Here is a 20,178-nt window from a genome sequence, read left to right on the forward strand (position 1 = left end):
ATAGAAATAAGCCCCCTTTCATCTCAAGCTAATTGCTTGTAAGAGACGAAAGGAGGCTTTCCGCGGTACCACTCTTTTTCACATTAAAATGTGCACTTTTTTAATACAGGTAGAAAAATAAAAAACTCCTATCTCAAAAGAGACAGAAGTGTAATCTGCTATACCACTCTTAGGTGTTTCATTGATACAGGTTTCTACCGATATCTATCCCTTTTAACGGTGGGCCTCCGTCTAGACCTACTTTGTTCAGTCAGCAACTCCAAGGCGAGTTCACTATTTTCTAAATCCTGTTTCACACCAGCCAACAGGTCTCTGACATTTATCCAGTAGCTACTATTCCTTTTCTTAGTTTTTAATATATTAAATTAACATTAGTATATATACTTATCTTATATTTGTAAATACATTTTAGAATATTTGATCTTGATTACTTTTAATATCTTGCATTTATGTAATAATTTGTTACTTATTTTAATTTTTATAAATTTATAGTTGAATATATTAATTAAATATAATATAATTTTCTAATAATTATGCAGCATTTTTTGATAGCTTTTGCTATTTCTCTTTACTTTCTTATCAATCTTCATTTTACTAGTTTTAACTGCTTATCTCAAAACCTTTTACATCTCAATTTCCTCTTACTACTTCACTTTTCTTAAACTATTATTTTGATAATTTTTGGTAACGTTCCCGGCATTGTTACTTTTTGAATACATGATTTTCTATTTATATTTAACTAGAAGATCTGTAGATTATACATTACCTAGGTATATGCTTTTCATTTTTTAACAAAGGAGGTGTATTATTTCATATAGCTTTCTAGGGCAAAAGATTAGATTAAAAAGATAACTATCTAAAAAACAGGGGGAATAAAAGTGAAGAAAAAGTTTTTTACTAAAAAATTGGCTGCCTTTTTAGGTGCCTTAGGTATAGCATTTTCTGTTATACCTACCATAGCTTTCAATGAAGCTGTTATTTATGCTACTACGCAAACACCTAATTTAAACAACATCAAAACTAAAGATGGTATCATTATTCAAATGCATATGTGGTCCTTCAACAATATTAAAAGTAAATTGCCTGAATTAGCTGCAGCTGGTTATAAAGCTGTTCAGGTTTCTCCTATCCAAGGCTGTATTCGAGGAACAGAATGGTGGGCATTATACCAACCAACTAATCAAGCAATAGGTAATCCATTAGGCTCAAGAGATGATTTTAAAGCGCTTTGTTCAGAAGCTGAAAAATATGGTATTGATATTATCGTAGATGCAGTTATGAACCATATGGCTAACAATGGTAAGGGACGTGAAGATGAATGGTCTTCTCAAGTAGTAGATGAATTTAAAAATTGGGACTACTACCATCATGTTGGTCAAAACAGTACACCGGATTACAAGGATAGGTACCGTACTACTCAGGGTGGCATAGGTATGCCTGATTTAAATACCCAGCATCCTGCAATACAACAAAAAGCTATTAACTTTTTAAATGACTGTATTGCTTCTGGTGCTGATGGTTTTAGATTTGATGCTGTTAAACATATTGAAACCAATGTTGGCGAAGATGCTGGTAAGAGCTGGGCTGGTAACTATTGGACTAATGTCTTAGGTAATTTAAATAATAAAAACAATTTATTTATCTATGGCGAAGCTCTAGATGAAGCTAATAGCAATGCTGATAATATTGGAGGTTATGCTAGCTTTATGAGTGTAACTGACCATTATTATGGTAAAACTTTAAGAGATGCCGTTAGGAATTATAACCTACCTGCTGCACAAAGCTGGGATATTAATACTCTTCCTACTGGCACACGTGTTTCTTATGTAGAAAACCATGATAACTATGAGCATAACGAATCTAATATCACTGATGAACAGCGCACTTTTGCTTGGGGTATTTTAGCTGCTAGAGCTAATGTAACTCCTATGTATCTTTCAAGAAGAACAGGTTCAATTGGTTCTATGGGAACTAACGATTGGAATAATGATCAAGTAAAAGCTGTTAACTGGTTCCATAACGCTATGATTGGGCAGAACGAATACCTTCGCTATCCAAATGGTAACACTTGTATGCAAATCGATCGTGGTACTAAAGGTATCGCATTCGTTAATGAAGGCTCTGGTTTTAATTTAAATAATGCACCAACTAATTTAGCTAGTGGTACTTATACTGATAAAGGTGGTTCTGGCCAAAGCTATACTGTTTCAGGTGGTAAAATCTCAGGCTATGTTCCTAGTAATCGTATTATTGTTTTATATGATAACGGTGGTATTATTATCCCTCCTACTACCAAAGCTGTTACTTGTAACCCAGAAACACCTGTAGTATCTAGTCAAGCTACCATTACTTACGATGCCTCTAACACTGTTTTAAATGGCGCTAGTAAAGTAAATATTCATTGGGGATATGATGGTTGGAAAGGTGCTAAAACCGAAAGTATGACCAGTCTTGGCTCTAATAAATGGAGCTTTACTTTAACTGTTCCTTCTGGCGCTACCACAAATCTTGATTTAGTATTTAATAACGGCGGAAGTACTTGGGATAATAATAATTCTACAGACTATAGTATTACCATTACAGCTAAAGTAACACCTCCTATTCCAGCTAACAGAGTAGCTTATTTTGATAACTCGACTTTTAACTGGAACAACGTCTATGTGTATGTGTATGACGAAAGTGGAAGTACTGTAAAAGAAGTTGCTAAATGGCCTGGCGTACCTATGAATAGTAAAGGTAATAATTTATATGAATATACTTTAACTACTGATTGGACAGATGCTAGAGTTATCTTTAATAACGGTAATACTTCTGCTCAAATACCTGGTTCTGGTCAAAAAGGATTTGCTTTGACAAGTATCCAGATTTATCAAAATAATGCTTGGACTACTTATGACCCTATCGAAATTCCTTCTACGAAGACTATTGCTTACTTTGATAACTCTAGTTATAACTGGAGTAATGTATATATCTATGTTTATGATGAAAAGAGTACTAGCTCTATCCAAGAAGTCGCTAAATGGCCTGGTGTCCCTATGAAGAATGAAGGTAATAGTATCTATAGCTATGAAATCACACAAGACTGGGCGAATAAGAGAGTTATCTTTAATAATGGCTCTAATACCCAAGTTCCTGGTTCAGGTCAAGAAGGTTATCCTATCTCTATCAGTAATATGATCCTTCAAAATGGTATTTGGGCAACTAAATAAGGCTTTCTAAAAATAAGGAAAAGAAGCTACTTTATTATAAGTGGCTTCTTTTTTAATATTTAGGTGATTTATTTTTTATATCATACGATATATATATTGAAAGGAGGTGACACATATGAATATATCTAGCTTTAATTCTATGAACTATTTAAATAGCTATTCTAGTAATCTTTTTAACAGTACCTCTAGTAGCTCTAATGCGTTGACTTCTCTTTTTACTAAGGCAAACTATTATAACACTATTAATAAATATACTATTGCGAATAAATATAGTAATAATAGTACGGCTTCAAGTACGGATACTATCAAAGGAACTAGTTTTCTTTCAAATTTCGATAGTTCCTATAGTAGCTTAGAGAAGGCTTCCTCTAGCTTAAAATCTTCTCTTAAAGAAAATACGTCCGACATAAACTCTATTGTTTCAGCCACTCAAAAATACGTAGATGCCTACAATAATACTACTCAATTTTTAGAAGATAATTCTAGTACTAATACCTATCGTCTTAATCAGCTAAAAAGTTCTTTATCTGCTGTAAGTCTTGCAGGCGGCTCCGCTTTAAGTAGTATAGGAGTCACTCAAAATACAGATGGTACCTTAAGCCTTAATGCAGACCGTCTTAAAACTTCCTTAACTACTAATGCTACTACTACCAATCGCGCTCTTAGTAGCCTTACAAGCAGAAGTGATGTTAGCACTCAAATGGCTCAAAATTCTTCTAAATCTGCCTTACTCAAAGAGCAAAATAAAAAGCTAACCTCAAGTACAGGTATTTCTTCTGAGGATGACATTAGCTATACTAACTTCTTAGCTATGTCCAAGAATCAACTATCTCTGAGAAATTATTACTATGGTTTAGTTTCATCAGGTATATTCATGGATGTAAGTCTCTAAACACGAAAAAGCCCTTAGATTAATTAATCTAAGGGCTTTCGAATTATAAGAGCGCGAGACGGGACTCGAACCCGCGACCCTCTCCTTGGCAAGGAGATGCTCTACCAACTGAGCCACTCGCGCATAAATCTGGCAACCACTTACTCTCCCAGTCAGTCTCCCGACAAGTACCATCAGCCGCTTAGGTCTTAACCTACGTGTTCGGAATGGAAACGGGTGTTTCCCCTAAGCGCATCATCACCAGAAATATTGTCGCCACCTGACGACTTGTTTAGTATATAAGATTTTATTACATATGTCAACACCTATTTTATTTTTTTATTTTTCTTTTAATTCTCACAAAACCTTAACGTCTCCTCTCCCTTTCTTGTGCTAAACTAAAGTTGGAATGTATCTTTTAGTGATTTTATTTAAGAGGAGGCATGGCTTATGCTTAGTCCAAGAAGCAGAAATGCTGGGCAAAAAGTGACAGCTGGAGTTAATACTTTTTATTTGCTATTTGAAATTCTTACAAGCTCTATCGGTCTAGGTTTTACACTTTATATTTTTATAAGTGATCGTGATTTAACAACTCGTATCATAATGGCTTTTCTTATCCTATGTCTTTTGGTTGTGTTTCTTCGTAGTATCATTTTACTGATACTTTACTTTTTAGAACTTAAAATAGCCAAAATTGACCCCTTGGAATTATCAGCTACTTTGACTAATCGTAAAACTCAACTAATAAAAGCACAATCTATTCTTACTAAAATGGCTAGCATTACTTATCTTATTTATGATTATGGTATTTTTATTGTTTGGTTTATTCTTCTTGCATTCTTTGATTACATTTGCTTAAAGCAATTTAATACTAGCAGTTTTATAATTTTTATTATTTCTCTCTTCTTCTGGGCCGTTGGTATTGCACTACTATGGAAGAAGCTTAAGAAAAAATAAGAGGAGCTGTGCCTAGCTCCTCTTATCTCTATTTAATAAATCTTTAATCTATCTTCTGGTTTAACGTACATATCATCACCTTCTTTTACATCATAAGCTTCGTAGAACTCTTCAAATTGCTGTACAACTGCATTAGCTCTTACTTTACCTGGTGAATGAGCATCTAATTGCAATAATTGTTCAGTATATGCTTCTGATGATTTAATACGCCACACCTTTGCCCAAGACTCAAAGAAAGCCTTGTAATCTGGGTTTTTTTCTTTATTTAAAATGTCTAACATACACGAAATAGCTGTGATATCTGCAATATTTTCAGATACTGTCAAATCTCCATTTACCTTTTGCCCTGGCAGAACTTCTATTTGGCTATAAAAACTTCTTACCTTTTTAGTGTTTTCTTCAAATTTAGTATAGTCTTGTTCAGTCCACCAGTTAGCCACATTTCCTTTTTCATCAAAATGAGACCCATTTGTATCAAAAGCATGGCTTATTTCATGAGCAATAACTGCTCCAATACCACCTAGGTTAGCTTCTCTACTTTGATGAATATCATAATAAGGTACTTCCAGAATAGCTGCTGGGAATGTAATATCATTAGCACTTGGGTTATAGCAAGCATTAACGGTTTGTGGTGATATTAAGAACGTTGTCTTATCTACTGGCTGATTTAAGCTCTGTACCTGCTTTGCAAAAGACCAGTCTGCAATATTAAATACATTTTCTACTAAAGAACTTCCTTCTTCAATGGATTTAATATCAAGGTCAGTATAATCCATCCATTTATCTGGATAACCAATTTTAATAGTCATGGTATCTAGCTTTTTAATAGCATTTGCTTTTGTTTCAGGGCTCATCCATTCTACTTTTTGAAGCTTTTCTTTATAATTTGCAATGATTTCTTTTACTAAAGCTTCAACATCTTCCTTTTCTTCTTTAGAAAAAGTTTTCTCTACATAGAGTTTACCGATTTCATCTGAGAATATTCCACTAATAACATTTAGTGCTTGCTCTTCTCTAGAAGTCTCTCCTTCAACACCATATAAAGTAGCTGCAAGTTCCTTATTAGCATTTTCAAACTTCTCTCCTAAGAGTGTAGCTGTTGAGTATAAAAATCTTATTTCTAAAGCATCTTTAATGATATTTACATTTTCTTTTGTATAAATCTTATCGAGGGCCTTCAGCCATTCTGGTTCTTGAAGAATTATCTTAGTAGCCTTATCAAGTCCCATGTTTTTTAACATAGTAGATGGCTTAAGGTTTGGTGCTAATTGGTCTAGCTGTTCTAAAGTATAGACATTATAAATCCTGTCATAGATATTAGGATCAACTGTAACCTCATCTTGACCAATAATCGAAGGTGCTAACATGCTATCTAGTTTAAAAGCATTATCAACTTTCTTTTTTGCTTCCGTTTCTGAATAACCATATAAGACTGCTATCTTATTCAAATACGTATTTATTGCTGTTTTCATTGTCTTAGCCATTTCTGTATCTTTGGTATAGTAATCAGAGTTACTTAAGATTAAACCTGTAGAATTAATATAAACACAGTTTGTGGTACTATCCTTTAAATCTGCTCCTACACCTACATTAAGTAACCCTGTATTTTGTTGAATTCTTAAGTTGTTAAGTAACTTTGTAATCCCAAAAAGATCTTTAGCTGATTTAATTTCATCCATATAAGATTTAATAGGTGTGATACCTGTTTTATTTCTTGCTTCTACATTTAAGTAATTGTTATATAAGTTAATCATTTTCCTTTCGGTACTATTAGCTTTATACTGACTCTGATTTTCAAATAGTTGTTTGAAAATGGCATCTATTTGAACTCTACATTTATCTTCAAGTTCTCCAAAAGTTGAAACAGACGGATAACCAGGTTTAATCACAGCTTCTTGTAACCACTTTTCATTCACGGCTGTATAAAAATCATCCTGAATTCTTACCTGCTTGTTAGCTACTACTGTTGTCTGCTCAGCCGCTATAAGTTGTACTGAAGAAAAAGTCATAACAACAGCTAATAGCACTAAATTCATTTTTTGTCTTGCTTTTTTAATTAATTTCAATTTCTAATCCCCCTATATATCTTTATTATTATTTTTATATTGTAGCTCGTTTTTCCCAGAATAATTCCAAATATAATTATTTCTTTATTAACATTAAAAAAATATAAAGATGCTGTAATCATCTAACCACTATTGCAGAAGCAACTTTGTACCTACTCATTTCTTCCATTCACATTTCCTTCTCTATACCATATCTATCTTTCTTCATTTTTATTTCTTTATTACTTACGGATACTCAACTCTATACCATAATAAAGCTTTATGTATTGCTTCAGTACCGTTCTACAAACAAAATAAAAGACCATCGTCCTAATGATTAGGGCAATAGCCTCTTGCGGAGCATGTTATTTTTATGTTATCTGATAAAGCTTGTTGTTACTTTTTCTTCTCTTTCTGGGATGTTAATACCTACCTTTTTGCCAGCCTCGATAGCTTTTAAGATCCATGCCATGTTATTACCTAGATTTCTCATAATTTGCATACCTTCTAGATCTTGTTTTACTTCGTCTGGATTTGTTCCATGTACCATATTCCAGTAGCTAGAAGATATCACCGGCATATTAGCGATTGTAAAATACTTATTAAGTTGATCAAAAGTGGCTGTTGCACCACTACGTCTACAGCTTGCAATAGCAGCTCCTGGTTTGTATTCAAAAATAGGTTTCCCTGCATAAAAAGCACGGTCTAAAAATGAGGTTAATACGCCTGATGCTGCTGCATAATGTACAGGAGAACCAAATATAAATCCATCTGTTGTCTTAGCTTTTTCTAAAAAGACATTAACACTATCCTGATAAATGCATTTGCCATCTAATTTTCTACAGGCACCACACCCCATACAGCCACGAATAGCTTCTGTCCCTACATGAAAAATTTCAGTTTTAATCCCATTTTTCTCTAACGCTCCCGCTACTTCACAAAGTGCAGTATAAGTACAACCCTTTGCTTTTGGGCTACCATTCACTAATAATACTTTCATGATTAAATCCCCCTTTTAAGTTAATTTAGTTACTACTATTATAGAATATTCTATCTAGCTTGAATACATCACTTTAAATCCATATTTCTATCTCTATTCTTAGACCCTTCCAATAATTATATAGGGTCATTCCTCCTCATCTTACTTGTTTTAAAACCAAAAGCTTTTTAGTTTTAAAACACTTACAGACATTTAAAAATATCTATTCTATTTCTTTCATAATATGCCTTCTTAATATCACTTTACTTTTATTAGAGAATCTATTTTCTATGTAGATATATAATATACCGCATCTCTATCTTGCTATATCTATCCATCACTCTAAAGATATCTTCATATTCTTGATCTGTTTGTATAAATATAGGCACGTCCGTATCAACCCACTTAATTTAAAATGGAAAAGACTTATTTATAAACACCAAAAGAGGTCACTATTTTAGTTTTCAATAACTAAAATAGTGACCTCTTCTGATTGTAAGCTAAAATACGTATCCACAGGGATTCGAACCCCGGACCCACGCCTTAGAAGGGCGTTGCTCTATCCAGCTGAGCTATGGATACATATAAAGCGGGTGATGGGAATCGAACCCACGTAGTCAGCTTGGAAGGCTGAAGTTCTACCATTGAACTACACCCGCACGTCAAAATGAGCCACCCGGGAATCGAACCCGGGACAACTTGATTAAAAGTCAAGTGCTCTACCGACTGAGCTAGTGACCCGTAAAATTGACTGCTTAAGAATAATACCTTATTTCTAGCTTTAAGTCAAGTGTTTATTACTAATTTCTCAAAAAAACAGGCTTTTCCTCACATATTTGAGCTCATAATCTTATCCTTATCTGCTTTTTAATCTTTATTTGTTATCCTAATGACTGGTTTGATCTTAGCTATATTTCCTTCTAATATTATATATTTTCCTCTTGCTTTATGTCTACTGATTAATCTATTTCTGTAATAATGTTAATTTATTCTCTTTGAACTCTAAATATCTTATAGCTAAAAGGTTCAATAATGGAGTAATCCAAATTATATCGGTTACTAAAACCTTATCTATTGCCTTTATAGATAACCTGTATTATTTTACATATCCTACATACATTATATATAAGTATTTAAACACAAAAAACACCCTCTCGGGTGCTCTCTTCTCATACCTTCAAAAACAAATACTACAACTATTCAACCTTCATTATCTAGGTCAAACCCTCGAACCGTTAGTATTGGTCACCTCAATGTATTACTACACTTACAGCTCCAACCTATCTACCTCATAGTCTCTAAGGGGTCTTACTCCTTTCGGATGGGAAATCTTATCTTGTGGTCTGCTTCACGCTTAGATGCCTTCAGCGTTTATCAGATCCAGACTTGGCTACTCTGCTATGCCTTTGGTAAGACAACAGATGCACCAGTGGTCCGTCCATCCCGGTCCTCTCGTACTAAGGACAGCTCCACTCAAATTTCCTGCGCCCACGACGGATAGGGACCGAACTGTCTCACGACGTTCTGAACCCAGCTCGCGTACCGCTTTAATGGGCGAACAGCCCAACCCTTGGAACCTGCTTCAGCTCCAGGATGCGATGAGCCGACATCGAGGTGCCAAACCTCCCCGTCGATGTGAACTCTTGGGGGAGATAAGCCTGTTATCCCCGGGGTAGCTTTTATCCGTTGAGCGATGGCAATCCCACTTTCATACCACCGGATCACTAAGTCCTACTTTCGTACCTGCTCCACCCGTCGGTGTCGCAGTCAAGCAACCTTATGCCTTTGCACTCTTCGAATGGTTTCCGACCATTCTGAGGTTACCTTTGAGCGCCTCCGTTACTCTTTAGGAGGCGACCGCCCCAGTCAAACTGTCCACCTGACATTGTCCCAGACCCGGGTAACGGGCCATGGTTAGAAGTTAAGTATTACAAGAGAGGTATCCCACCGGCGACTCCACCTAGACTGGCGTCCAGATTTCTCAGTCTCCCTCCTATCCTGTACATGTAATACCCAACCTCAGTATCAAGCTACAGTAAAGCTCCACGGGGTCTTTCCGTCCTGTCGCGGGTAACCAGCATCTTCACTGGTACTACAATTTCACCGGGTGCGCTGTCGAGACAGTGCCCAAATCATTACGCCTTTCGTGCGGGTCAGAACTTACCTGACAAGGAATTTCGCTACCTTAGGACCGTTATAGTTACGGCCGCCGTTTACTGGGGCTTAAGTTCAAAGCTTCGTCCTTAGACTAACCTCTCCCCTTAACCTTCCAGCACCGGGCAGGCGTCAGCCCTTATACATCACCTTTCGGTTTAGCAAAGACCTGTGTTTTTGTTAAACAGTTGCTTGGGCCTATTCTCTGCGGCCTACCTAAGTAGGCACCCCTTCTCCCTAAGTTACGGGGTCATTTTGCCGAGTTCCTTAACAACGCTTCTCCCGTCGGCCTTAGGATTCTCTCCTCATCCACCTGTGTCGGTTTACGGTACGGGTACCTATCACGCAATAGCAGCTTTTCTCGGCAGTGTGGATTCAGCAACTTCTCTACTTTTATTTCGATCCCCATCACACTTCATCCTCGCCTAACGGATTTGCCTGTTAGGTGCGACTTTGTGCTTGGCCCAGGATACCATTCCTGGGTTTGCCTATCCTCCTGCGTCCCTGCAGTTCTGATAATAGGTAGTACTGGAATATGAACCAGTTGTCCATCGACTACGACTTTCGTCCTCGCCTTAGGTCCCGACTTACCCAGAGCAGATCAGCTTTACTCTGGAAACCTTGGATATTCGGCCTACAAGATTCTCACTTGTATCTCGCTACTCATTCCGGCATTCTCACTTGTAATTACTCCACAGCTCCTTACGGTACTGCTTCTGCGTCGTTACAACGCTCCTCTACCAATCCACTATTGTGAATTCCATAGCTTCGGTGGTGTGTTTTAGCCCCGGACATTTTCGGCGCAAGATCTCTCGACTAGTGAGCTATTACGCACTCTTTGAATGAGTGGCTGCTTCTAAGCCAACATCCTAGTTGTCTTCGAAATCTCACATCCTTTTCCACTTAACACACACTTGGGGACCTTAGCTGATGGTCTGGACTGTTTTCCTTTTGACCACGTGTCTTATCACTCGTAGTCTGACTGCTGACGGTATCTTGATGGCATTCTTAGTTTGATATGCTTCGGTAAGCTTGTGGGCCCCCTAGGCAATTCAGTGCTTTACCTCCATTAGACTCCTATCAACGCTAGCCCTAAAGCTATTTCGAGGAGAACCAGCTATCTCCGGGTTCGATTGGAATTTCTCCGCTACCCACACGTCATCTCCACCTTTTTCAACAGATGTGAGTTCGGACCTCCATTACCTTTTACGGTAACTTCATCCTGCACATGGGTAGGTCACCCGGTTTCGGGTCTACTAACAATGACTATTTTGGCGCCCTATTCAGACTTGGTTTCCCTTCGGCTTCGTACCTCCTGGTACTTAACCTTGCCACAGCTAGTAACTCGCCGGACCGTTCTACAAAAAGTACGCGGTTGCGCATCATATGGCGCTTCCACTGCTTGTAAACATAGAGTTTCAGGTTCTCTTTCACTCCCCTCCCGGGGTTCTTTTCACCTTTCCTTCACAGTACTATGCGCTATCGGTCACCGAGGAGTATTTAGGCTTGGGGGGTGGTCCCCCCGGCTTCCCACAAGGTTTCTCGTGTCTCGTGGTACTCTGGATACTGCTAGGCTTCACTTGGATTTCGCTTACGGGATTATCACCCTCTTTGATGAGACTTTCCAGACTCTTCAGCTATCTGCATTCTTGCCATGACGCAGTCCTCAACCCCAGATTACAAGTAATCTGGTTTGGCCTGTTTCCCTTTCGCTCGCCGCTACTTAGGAAATCGATGTTTCTTTCTCCTCCTGAAGGTACTTAGATGTTTCAGTTCCCTTCGTTCCCTTCCTATAGTTATGTATTGGCTATAGGATGACAGAGGTTTGCTCTGCCAGGTTTCCCCATTCGGATATCTACGGATCAAGGTTTATTTGCAACTCCCCGTAGCTTTTCGCAGCTTATCACGTCCTTCATCGGCTCTCGGTGCCAAGGCATCCACTCTACGCTCTTAGTAGCTTGACCTATAATGATTAACTTTCGTTAATCGGTCGTTTGTGCCTTGTTAATCAACTTTCGTTGAATACAAAGAATATTTATTATCGGTTAAATTGTAGATTTTACACCCTGACAAACATTTTTGCATTATACAATGCGTGTACATTTATCCATTTGGATAACGATTTCTAAATGCCATCTGCATAGTCATACATCTGTCATTAAGAACTCTGTTTATCGTTAGGCGCAAGTTATATTGCTATAACTTACAAATCTATAATTGTTGTAGTATTTGTTTTTCAAAGTACGATGATCACTTATTAAGTAATCTTTATTTTGCCGTTGCTTACTGCTGACGACTTGTATAATATTACACTATCACATTACATAAGTCAACACTTATTTGATTTTTTTTTTGTTTTAATGCCCTTTTCTCATTCCTCTATGCTTAATAGTTATGATAAAATTTATTTCTAAATAATACTTAACATATAATATGGGATTTACAAAAGTCAAATAATTATAATCATTTTTTATCTTATACGATAAAGACTACACTATTATTGCAGTCTTTATCGTACTCTTAAGCAACAAAAAAGCACTAAGCTTAATGCTTAGTGCTTTCCATAAACTTTCAAAACAAAACAGTAACTATTAAACCTTCGATTTCTATCCTTAGAAAGGAGGTGATCCAGCCGCACCTTCCGATACGGCTACCTTGTTACGACTTCACCCCAGTTATTGGTTTTGCCTTAGACGGCTCCCTCCCCGAAGGGTTGGGTCACCGGCGTTGGGCCCCCCCAACTCCCATGGTGTGACGGGCGGTGTGTACAAGACCCGGGAACGTATTCACCGCGACATTCTGATTCGCGATTACTAGCGATTCCAACTTCATGTAGTCGAGTTGCAGACTACAATCCGAACTGGGACTGCTTTTTTGAGGTTTGCTGACTCTCGCGAGATCGCTTCCCTTTGTAGCAGCCATTGTAGCACGTGTGTAGCCCTAAACATAAGGGGCATGATGATTTGACGTCATCCCCACCTTCCTCCAAGTTATCCCTGGCAGTCTCTCTAGAGTGCCCAACTTAATGCTGGCTACTAAAGATAGGGGTTGCGCTCGTTGCGGGACTTAACCCAACATCTCACGACACGAGCTGACGACAACCATGCACCACCTGTCACCAATGTCCTAGCAAGCTAGGAAAGAAGGCATTACCCTTCGGTCATCGGGATGTCAAGTTTAGGTAAGGTTCTTCGCGTTGCTTCGAATTAAACCACATGCTCCACCGCTTGTGCGGGTCCCCGTCAATTCCTTTGAGTTTCAATCTTGCGATCGTACTTCCCAGGTGGAATGCTTAATGTGTTAACTTCGGCACCGAGACCCGTAAGCCCCGACACCTAGCATTCATCGTTTACAGCGTGGACTACCAGGGTATCTAATCCTGTTTGCTCCCCACGCTTTCGTGCCTCAGCGTCAGTTATGGTCCAGAAAGCCGCCTTCGCTACTGGTGTTCCTCCGAATCTCTACGCATTTCACCGCTACACTCGGAATTCCACTTTCCTCTCCCACACTCTAGTTCATCAGTTTCAGAAGCAGCTTAGAGGTTGAGCCCCTAAATTTCACTTCTGACTTAACAAACCGCCTACGCACCCTTTACACCCAGTAAATCCGGATAACGCTCGCTCCCTACGTATTACCGCGGCTGCTGGCACGTAGTTAGCCGGAGCTTCTTAGTCAGGTACCGTCATTTTTTCTTCCCTGCTGATAGAAGTTTACAATCCGAAGACCTTCTTCCTTCACGCGGCGTCGCTGCATCAGGCTTGCGCCCATTGTGCAATATTCCCCACTGCTGCCTCCCGTAGGAGTTTGGGCCGTGTCTCAGTCCCAATGTGGCCGTTCACCCTCTCAGGCCGGCTATGGATCGTCGCCTTGGTGGGCTGTTATCTCACCAACTAGCTAATCCAACGCGGGTCCATCCTATGCCGATAAAATCTTTACTATAATAATCATGCGATTACCGATAGTTTATGCGGTATTAGCGTTCGTTTCCAAACGTTATCCCCCTGCATAGGGCAGGTTACCCACGCGTTACTCACCCGTCCGCCACTAAGTTCTAGGAGCAAGCTCCTATCACTTCGTTCGACTTGCATGTGTTAAGCACGCCGCCAGCGTTCATCCTGAGCCAGGATCAAACTCTCATAAAAAAGTTTGTCCGTGTAGTATTTCTACTACTGACTATTTTACTTAGTACAAGTTGTACTGATTCTCATCTCTTATTAGAGACGTAATGAATCGACTGGTTTATAGTTACTATTTTGTTTTCAAAGTTCATTTGTTACCTTTGGTTTTTCAACCGCTGACTCGTTTAATAATACAGTATTTCCTTACTTAAGTCAACCCCTTATTTATAGTTTTTTACTTTTCTTAATTCCTTAATATATAATTAATATATAAGAAGCTATTTGTCTTAATATTTAAACGAGCTTTAACTGATTCTGTATTCATATCTTTTACCAATCTATCAATCACTTCATAATTAAAGTACTATCTTTCTGATTTAATAATGATAGGCTACCTCTGCTATTACTAATATTTTATATTAGAGATACTATTTACATATACAAAAAAATCTCAGTTAGGAAATCCTAACTGAGATTTTAAATAATGACCCATACGAGAATCGAACTCGTGTTACCGCCGTGAAAGGGCGGTGTCTTGACCGCTTGACCAATGGGCCATAAACTTGGCAGCCACCTACTCTCCCAGTCAGTCTCCCGACAAGTACCATCGGCCGCTTAAGTCTTAACCTACGTGTTCGGAATGGAAACGGGTGTTTCCCTTAAGCGCATTACCACCAAAAATTTCGTCGCTACTTTGCCTAGCGACTTCTATAATGATACAGGAATTGTATACATATGTCAACTATTTTTCTTTAACTTTTACATATTTTTTATCTATATACTTTTTAAGCCTTTTTTATTTTAACAAGTAATTCCTGCTTACCTCAATTCTTTACTCCCCTTCATCAATTAACTTTGTAATGCTATAACTCTCCTAATCATTTGGGTCTTCTTTCCTTAATTAAGTATTGGCTCTCCGATAAGTATCGGGGTCTATGAAAAATAATTGAATAATAAGTTCAATAAATAGTTGATTTTCTTATTTTCTAATAGTACATAGTTTATAATTTAGCTTTATATTCTTAAAGCAAATACCACTTTTACTTTAGTTCCTTCGTTAGGCTTTGATTCAAAAGACAATCTTGCATGATGTTTTCTTGCAATCTCTTCACATAACGCAAGTCCTAATCCATTTCCTCCCTCAATTCTATTTCGTGATTTATCTACTCGATAAAATGCCTCTGTAATATGACTAATCTCTTCTTTTGTCATTCCCTTTCCATTATCTATTACTTCAATAATCTTTTCGGCCCCTTTTTTATAAGCCTTTAATGTAATAGATCCCTTAGTCTCATAACATGCTTTAATTGCATTATCTAATAAATTAACTAGCATACTTTCTATTAAATCTTCATTGCCATAAAGTTCTTTAATGGTACTAGAATATGTATATTGAATCCCTTTCTCCTTAAGTTTAATACTTTCAAGTTGTGCTATTCTATCAAGTAACTCGCCCATATTAATTATTCTCATATCAATTTCTACTTCTTCACGTAGAGCTGACATACCTAATAACATTTCTGATATACTCTTTAATCTCCTACTTTCATCCAAAATAAACTGGGTAGAGACATACTTATCTTCTTCTTGTAGACGTGTTTTTTGCATATATTCTGCATAACCATATATGGCTGTTAATGGTGTTCTTAATTCATGAGCTAAATTATCTATTAACATCTGCTTTTCTTTTGCATTTTCTTCAAGTGTCTGCATCTGATCCGTAATCTTATCGGACATAGTATTAAAGCTATGTACCACTTTTGCTATTTCTCCTTCTCCTTTTATATCCAATCTTTCCTCGTACTCTCCCTCAGCTATTTTCATAGAAACATCCGATATTTTCTCTAATGGTTTAAATAAATATTCAAAAAGAATTAACAAACAAATGCTTAAAATGACTGTAAAAATAATTGCCACTATAAATATAGAAACTGTATTTTTAATCCAGTCATCTACTATGTTTGTAATATCTGCATAGTAAACAATGGCATACTGACTATACTGCTCCGGTAAATAACCCGCTACTCTAATGTATTTTCTACTCTCAATGTTTGTGATGCCTACTTCCCTCTTATCTCTTACTTTACTAATCTTGCTCATATCTATTATGATTTCTTGTGGCATATTGGTATAAAGGCATTCTTTCTCTTTATAAACTTGTAAATAAATGCCTTGTCCTTCATATTGTTCTTTATAATCCTTATAGCATCTCTTAATGGACTCATCTACGGTGTAGTTTTTCCTTTCTAGTGCAAGCAAACTCTTTAAAACATTATTAGTTAAAAAGTAATGTTCTCTGAGATAACTTTCTTTGACTCTAGTAAAATCTTTTTTTACATTAAAGACACAAAACACAATAAGAAGCATATAAAAAAATGCTAAAAATAATCCTAAAACCCATCTATACGTTTTATTTTTCATACCATACCTCTAATCGATAACCTAATTTATATACTGTTGCAATTTGACCTTCTAGTTCTAACTTTTTTCTAAGCCTTTGAATATGAACATCTACCGTGCGTGTCTCACCCATATAATCATATCCCCATATCATTTCTAATAGTTTTTCTCTAGATAAAGCTACATTTCTATTTTTTATAAGCACTTCTAAGAGTTCATATTCCTTAGGCGTACAATCAATGAGCTTTCCTCTTAAATAAATCTTTCTACTCCCAAATTCGACTTTGACTTCCTTTACTTCAAAGACATCTTCCCCTTTTCTAGTTCGCCTTAGTACAGCTTCTACTCTTGCTAGAAGTTCTAACATCTCAAAAGGCTTAATAATGTAATCATCTGCCCCCATTACTAAACCTTTCACTCGATCCTCTACATTACTCTTAGCTGTTAGTAATATAGTTGGTGTATCTTTCATTTGCTCTAATACCCCAAATCCATCTAATTTAGGGAGCATGATGTCTAAAATTACTAAGTCAACGTTCTTACTTTTAATTAGCTCTAGTGCTTCCAATCCATTCATTGCAGAATAACATGTATGCCCTACTAAACCTAAGTTTCTTCTTACTAATTCATTAATGGCTATCTCATCTTCTACTACTAAAATTGCTGCCATCATTTCACCTCCATTAATACTGTTCTTATTCACCCATATATGACGCATTTATTTATATAAAAATCTACTTTTACTCTATCTCTATATTCTTCATATCTTCATAGCAAACCTTATTTATTCTATTATCTCATATATCGTTTGAAATTTTTATACTATTTTGATTTTTTACAACTCTGAAACAACTTTGTGATAAAATCTATATATTCCCTTTTTATAATCATTTTATCAATAACAAATTCATTTAGGAGGGTCAAATAAAATGATATTTTCAAAACAAATTTTTACAAACTCAATTAAAAAGGTTAGTGCCACTACATTGGTAGGTGTATGTGCTTTATTCGGCACACAGATGCTCATTTCTACCGAGCTCAACGCTTCTACTATAGTCCCTACTTCTTACAACCTCTCAGAATTACACACTGCTATGAATAGGCAAATTCCAGATGGCTATATTAAGACAAACTACAAAGTGAACTTCATTGAAAAAAGTGAAAAAAGTGAAAAACCTAGTGCATCAGAATTATCTCTAGAGGATGCTACTGAAATTATGGCTCAAGAAATCTTTAGATTTTCTAAAGAAGACCTTTCAAATCAAACCCTTACTATGATTTATGATCCTGCAAGTACCATGCATACCTTTGAAAAAAATAAGGGTTATAAAGATTATGAGTTATTAGCCTCTTGGGATTGTAGCCTAAAACTTTCGACTTATATCATAAATGTTTCTATAGATAGTAGCACTGGTGAATTACTTACCATAGGTATGCACTATCTATCTAAATCAAATGTGCCTTACTATGAAGACGAAGAATTTATGAGTAATGACATAGACCCAGCAATAACAAAAGCCATGGATTCTGCTGACAAAAATTTCAAATCCAATAAAGCTCAAAATCTTGAAAAAGTCAAAAAACTTATTTTTCAAGCAGGCTATCTTTCTGATTCTATTAAGTCAATTGAATATACAGGTGTTTATTATGAGGGCAATAGCAATCTTGTGATTTACTCTTTTAAAATTACTACTACTTCTGATAAGCAGTATCACTTCGACCTTTATGAAGGCCTAACTAGATTCTCAAACATTGCTACCCCTGCACACTTAAAACAATATAATAGGTAAAAGCAAAGAAAGGCTGACAACCAATTAATCTATAAGATTAGTTAGTTGTCAGCCTCAATTGACTTTTTACTATTTTATTATCTCGCTATATACTTTTTACAAGTTCACTCAATTCGCTTAAAATTTCAGTTACATCCTTTACAACTCCATCAATTAATCCTTTCAACTTTGTCATATGCTCACCAGCTTTTGTGAATTCTTTATCTGCCTCAACAATCATTTCATTTTGTTTACTAATATCTTCTGTAGTTATATTCAGAATATTTATTGTATCTTCTGTTACTTGAGATAATTTTTTAATGATTTCATAAATCTAATTACTGCTTTTGGTTACTCAATAGTTTTTCGTATAATCTAATGACGTATGGGTTTTGCACGAAAGCATCTAGCCTTATTGACTCAATATCATTTTCTAATACTTGCTTCTCTATGTATTGACTTGTACGATTTCCGATTTTCTGATTTTGAAACTTAGAGCTTACACATAGCCTATGTATAATCCAATAACTTGCCTCTGGATATTCCCATGTACCATTGCTGTATTGTTTATCACACTCTCCGTTTAATACATAAGCTACTACGATCTCTCCTCTAGAGTCCGTTTGGCAAAGCCTTCCTATATAAAGTTCTTGTTTTTTATATCCTCTTTTAAAATTTCTTTATTGGAATAGCGTTCATCCCACTGCAGAATATTGTATCTGTTGATTTCTTCAATATCTTCAATGCTAATCTAGACCAAAACCTTATGCCTACTATTAATCTGAGAATAATGCTATTACATATAACTAAGCCACTTAAAGTCATAAAAATTTAACTATTTCTCATAAGTACAAACAGGTATAAAGCAAAAAAACACCCTCTCGGGTGCTCTCTTCTCATACCTTCAAAAACAAATACTACAACTATTCAACCTTCATTATCTAGGTCAAACCCTCGAACCGTTAGTATTGGTCACCTCAATGTATTACTACACTTACAGCTCCAACCTATCTACCTCATAGTCTCTAAGGGGTCTTACTCCTTTCGGATGGGAAATCTTATCTTGTGGTCTGCTTCACGCTTAGATGCCTTCAGCGTTTATCAGATCCAGACTTGGCTACTCTGCTATGCCTTTGGTAAGACAACAGATGCACCAGTGGTCCGTCCATCCCGGTCCTCTCGTACTAAGGACAGCTCCACTCAAATTTCCTGCGCCCACGACGGATAGGGACCGAACTGTCTCACGACGTTCTGAACCCAGCTCGCGTACCGCTTTAATGGGCGAACAGCCCAACCCTTGGAACCTGCTTCAGCTCCAGGATGCGATGAGCCGACATCGAGGTGCCAAACCTCCCCGTCGATGTGAACTCTTGGGGGAGATAAGCCTGTTATCCCCGGGGTAGCTTTTATCCGTTGAGCGATGGCAATCCCACTTTCATACCACCGGATCACTAAGTCCTACTTTCGTACCTGCTCCACCCGTCGGTGTCGCAGTCAAGCAACCTTATGCCTTTGCACTCTTCGAATGGTTTCCGACCATTCTGAGGTTACCTTTGAGCGCCTCCGTTACTCTTTAGGAGGCGACCGCCCCAGTCAAACTGTCCACCTGACATTGTCCCAGACCCGGGTAACGGGCCATGGTTAGAAGTTAAGTATTACAAGAGAGGTATCCCACC

Annotated in this window: 10 protein-coding genes, 5 tRNA genes, 5 rRNA genes and 1 other annotated feature (1 of these 21 cut by a window edge); of the genes, 4 read left to right on the forward strand and 16 right to left on the reverse strand. The window is 37.1% G+C overall.

Translation table 11 applies throughout. The features are described from left to right. Positions 1–38 precede the first annotated feature (38 nt). Positions 39–356, reverse strand: a binding site (T-box leader). Positions 357–878: 522 nt separating this feature from the next. Beyond that, positions 879–3,209 (forward strand): starch-binding protein, encoded by a 2,331-nt coding sequence (locus QTL86_RS17575; RefSeq protein WP_410495640.1) that lies wholly within the window; start codon positions 879–881, stop codon positions 3,207–3,209. 115 nt (positions 3,210–3,324) lie between these two features. Next, entirely contained in the window at positions 3,325–4,101 is a 777-nt protein-coding gene (locus QTL86_RS17580; protein ID WP_013655168.1) for a hypothetical protein, read from the forward strand. Positions 4,102–4,151: 50 nt separating this feature from the next. On the opposite strand, the gene QTL86_RS17585 is transcribed toward QTL86_RS17580, so the two are convergent. Continuing rightward, positions 4,152–4,224, reverse strand: a tRNA-Gly gene (locus tag QTL86_RS17585). Between the two features lie 4 nt (positions 4,225–4,228). Further along, positions 4,229–4,346, reverse strand: a 5S ribosomal RNA gene (rrf, locus tag QTL86_RS17590). Between the two features lie 184 nt (positions 4,347–4,530). Between rrf (QTL86_RS17590) and QTL86_RS17595 the strand changes: the two genes are divergently transcribed. Next, positions 4,531–5,037, forward strand: coding sequence for a hypothetical protein (locus QTL86_RS17595; RefSeq protein WP_127065173.1), 507 nt, complete (start codon positions 4,531–4,533; stop codon positions 5,035–5,037). A gap of 32 nt (positions 5,038–5,069) precedes the next feature. Here QTL86_RS17595 and QTL86_RS17600 read toward each other — a convergent pair whose 3' ends face one another. The 11 genes from QTL86_RS17600 to QTL86_RS17650 form a co-directional block, all read right to left on the reverse strand. Beyond that, positions 5,070–7,103, reverse strand: a complete 2,034-nt coding sequence (locus QTL86_RS17600; protein WP_127065172.1) for a M13 family metallopeptidase — start codon at positions 7,101–7,103, stop codon at positions 5,070–5,072. A 355-nt stretch (positions 7,104–7,458) separates the two neighbouring features. Further along, positions 7,459–8,082 (reverse strand): flavodoxin family protein, encoded by a 624-nt coding sequence (locus QTL86_RS17605; RefSeq protein WP_013655165.1) that lies wholly within the window; start codon positions 8,080–8,082, stop codon positions 7,459–7,461. Between the two features lie 487 nt (positions 8,083–8,569). Beyond that, positions 8,570–8,643, reverse strand: a tRNA-Arg gene (locus QTL86_RS17610). Between the two features lie 6 nt (positions 8,644–8,649). Further along, positions 8,650–8,720: transfer RNA gene (locus QTL86_RS17615), tRNA-Gly, on the reverse strand. A gap of 9 nt (positions 8,721–8,729) precedes the next feature. Continuing rightward, positions 8,730–8,802: transfer RNA gene (locus QTL86_RS17620), tRNA-Lys, on the reverse strand. A 474-nt stretch (positions 8,803–9,276) separates the two neighbouring features. Then, positions 9,277–12,179 (reverse strand): 23S ribosomal RNA (locus QTL86_RS17625). A 652-nt stretch (positions 12,180–12,831) separates the two neighbouring features. Continuing rightward, positions 12,832–14,357, reverse strand: a 16S ribosomal RNA gene (locus QTL86_RS17630). Positions 14,358–14,818: 461 nt separating this feature from the next. After that, a tRNA-Glu gene (locus QTL86_RS17635) sits at positions 14,819–14,890 on the reverse strand. A 4-nt stretch (positions 14,891–14,894) separates the two neighbouring features. Continuing rightward, positions 14,895–15,012: ribosomal RNA gene (gene rrf, locus QTL86_RS17640) — 5S ribosomal RNA — on the reverse strand. The 16S, 23S and 5S rRNA genes sit together here with 4 tRNA genes alongside, the layout of an rRNA operon. Positions 15,013–15,347: 335 nt before the next feature. Beyond that, the gene (locus QTL86_RS17645; RefSeq protein ID WP_127065171.1) at positions 15,348–16,754 is read right to left on the reverse strand and encodes a sensor histidine kinase; all 1,407 of its coding nucleotides are present in this window, start codon (positions 16,752–16,754) and stop codon (positions 15,348–15,350) included. Then, positions 16,744–17,403: a response regulator transcription factor gene (locus QTL86_RS17650; RefSeq protein ID WP_127065170.1), complete on the reverse strand. Its 660-nt coding sequence runs from the start codon at positions 17,401–17,403 to the stop codon at positions 16,744–16,746. The genes QTL86_RS17645 and QTL86_RS17650 overlap by 11 nt, the downstream gene beginning before the upstream one ends. Positions 17,404–17,662: 259 nt before the next feature. Between QTL86_RS17650 and QTL86_RS17655 the strand changes: the two genes are divergently transcribed. After that, positions 17,663–18,523 (forward strand): hypothetical protein, encoded by an 861-nt coding sequence (locus tag QTL86_RS17655; protein ID WP_127065169.1) that lies wholly within the window; start codon positions 17,663–17,665, stop codon positions 18,521–18,523. Between the two features lie 85 nt (positions 18,524–18,608). Here QTL86_RS17655 and QTL86_RS17660 read toward each other — a convergent pair whose 3' ends face one another. The 3 genes from QTL86_RS17660 to QTL86_RS17670 all read right to left on the reverse strand — a co-directional run. Then, positions 18,609–18,743, reverse strand: coding sequence for a hypothetical protein (locus tag QTL86_RS17660; protein ID WP_410495641.1), 135 nt, complete (start codon positions 18,741–18,743; stop codon positions 18,609–18,611). A 97-nt stretch (positions 18,744–18,840) separates the two neighbouring features. Beyond that, positions 18,841–19,143: a GNAT family N-acetyltransferase gene (locus tag QTL86_RS17665; protein ID WP_127067968.1), complete on the reverse strand. Its 303-nt coding sequence runs from the start codon at positions 19,141–19,143 to the stop codon at positions 18,841–18,843. 301 nt (positions 19,144–19,444) lie between these two features. After that, positions 19,445–20,178, reverse strand: a 23S ribosomal RNA gene (locus QTL86_RS17670); it runs 2,169 nt beyond the window's last position.

The organism is Cellulosilyticum sp. ST5 (genome assembly GCF_046529625.1).
Classification (GTDB): domain Bacteria; phylum Bacillota; class Clostridia; order Lachnospirales; family Cellulosilyticaceae; genus Cellulosilyticum; species Cellulosilyticum lentocellum.

Bases quoted from the DNA above. Each gene is read 5' to 3' on its own strand.
- QTL86_RS17655 (WP_127065169.1), top strand. From the start codon at position 17,663: ATGATATTTTCAAAACAAATTTTTACAAACTCAATTAAAAAGGTTAGT.
- QTL86_RS17645 (WP_127065171.1), bottom strand. From the start codon at position 16,754: ATGAAAAATAAAACGTATAGATGGGTTTTAGGATTATTTTTAGCATTT.
- QTL86_RS17605 (WP_013655165.1), bottom strand. From the start codon at position 8,082: ATGAAAGTATTATTAGTGAATGGTAGCCCAAAAGCAAAGGGTTGTACT.
- QTL86_RS17580 (WP_013655168.1), top strand. From the start codon at position 3,325: ATGAATATATCTAGCTTTAATTCTATGAACTATTTAAATAGCTATTCT.
- QTL86_RS17595 (WP_127065173.1), top strand. From the start codon at position 4,531: ATGCTTAGTCCAAGAAGCAGAAATGCTGGGCAAAAAGTGACAGCTGGA.
- QTL86_RS17660 (WP_410495641.1), bottom strand. From the start codon at position 18,743: ATGATTGTTGAGGCAGATAAAGAATTCACAAAAGCTGGTGAGCATATG.
- QTL86_RS17650 (WP_127065170.1), bottom strand. From the start codon at position 17,403: ATGGCAGCAATTTTAGTAGTAGAAGATGAGATAGCCATTAATGAATTA.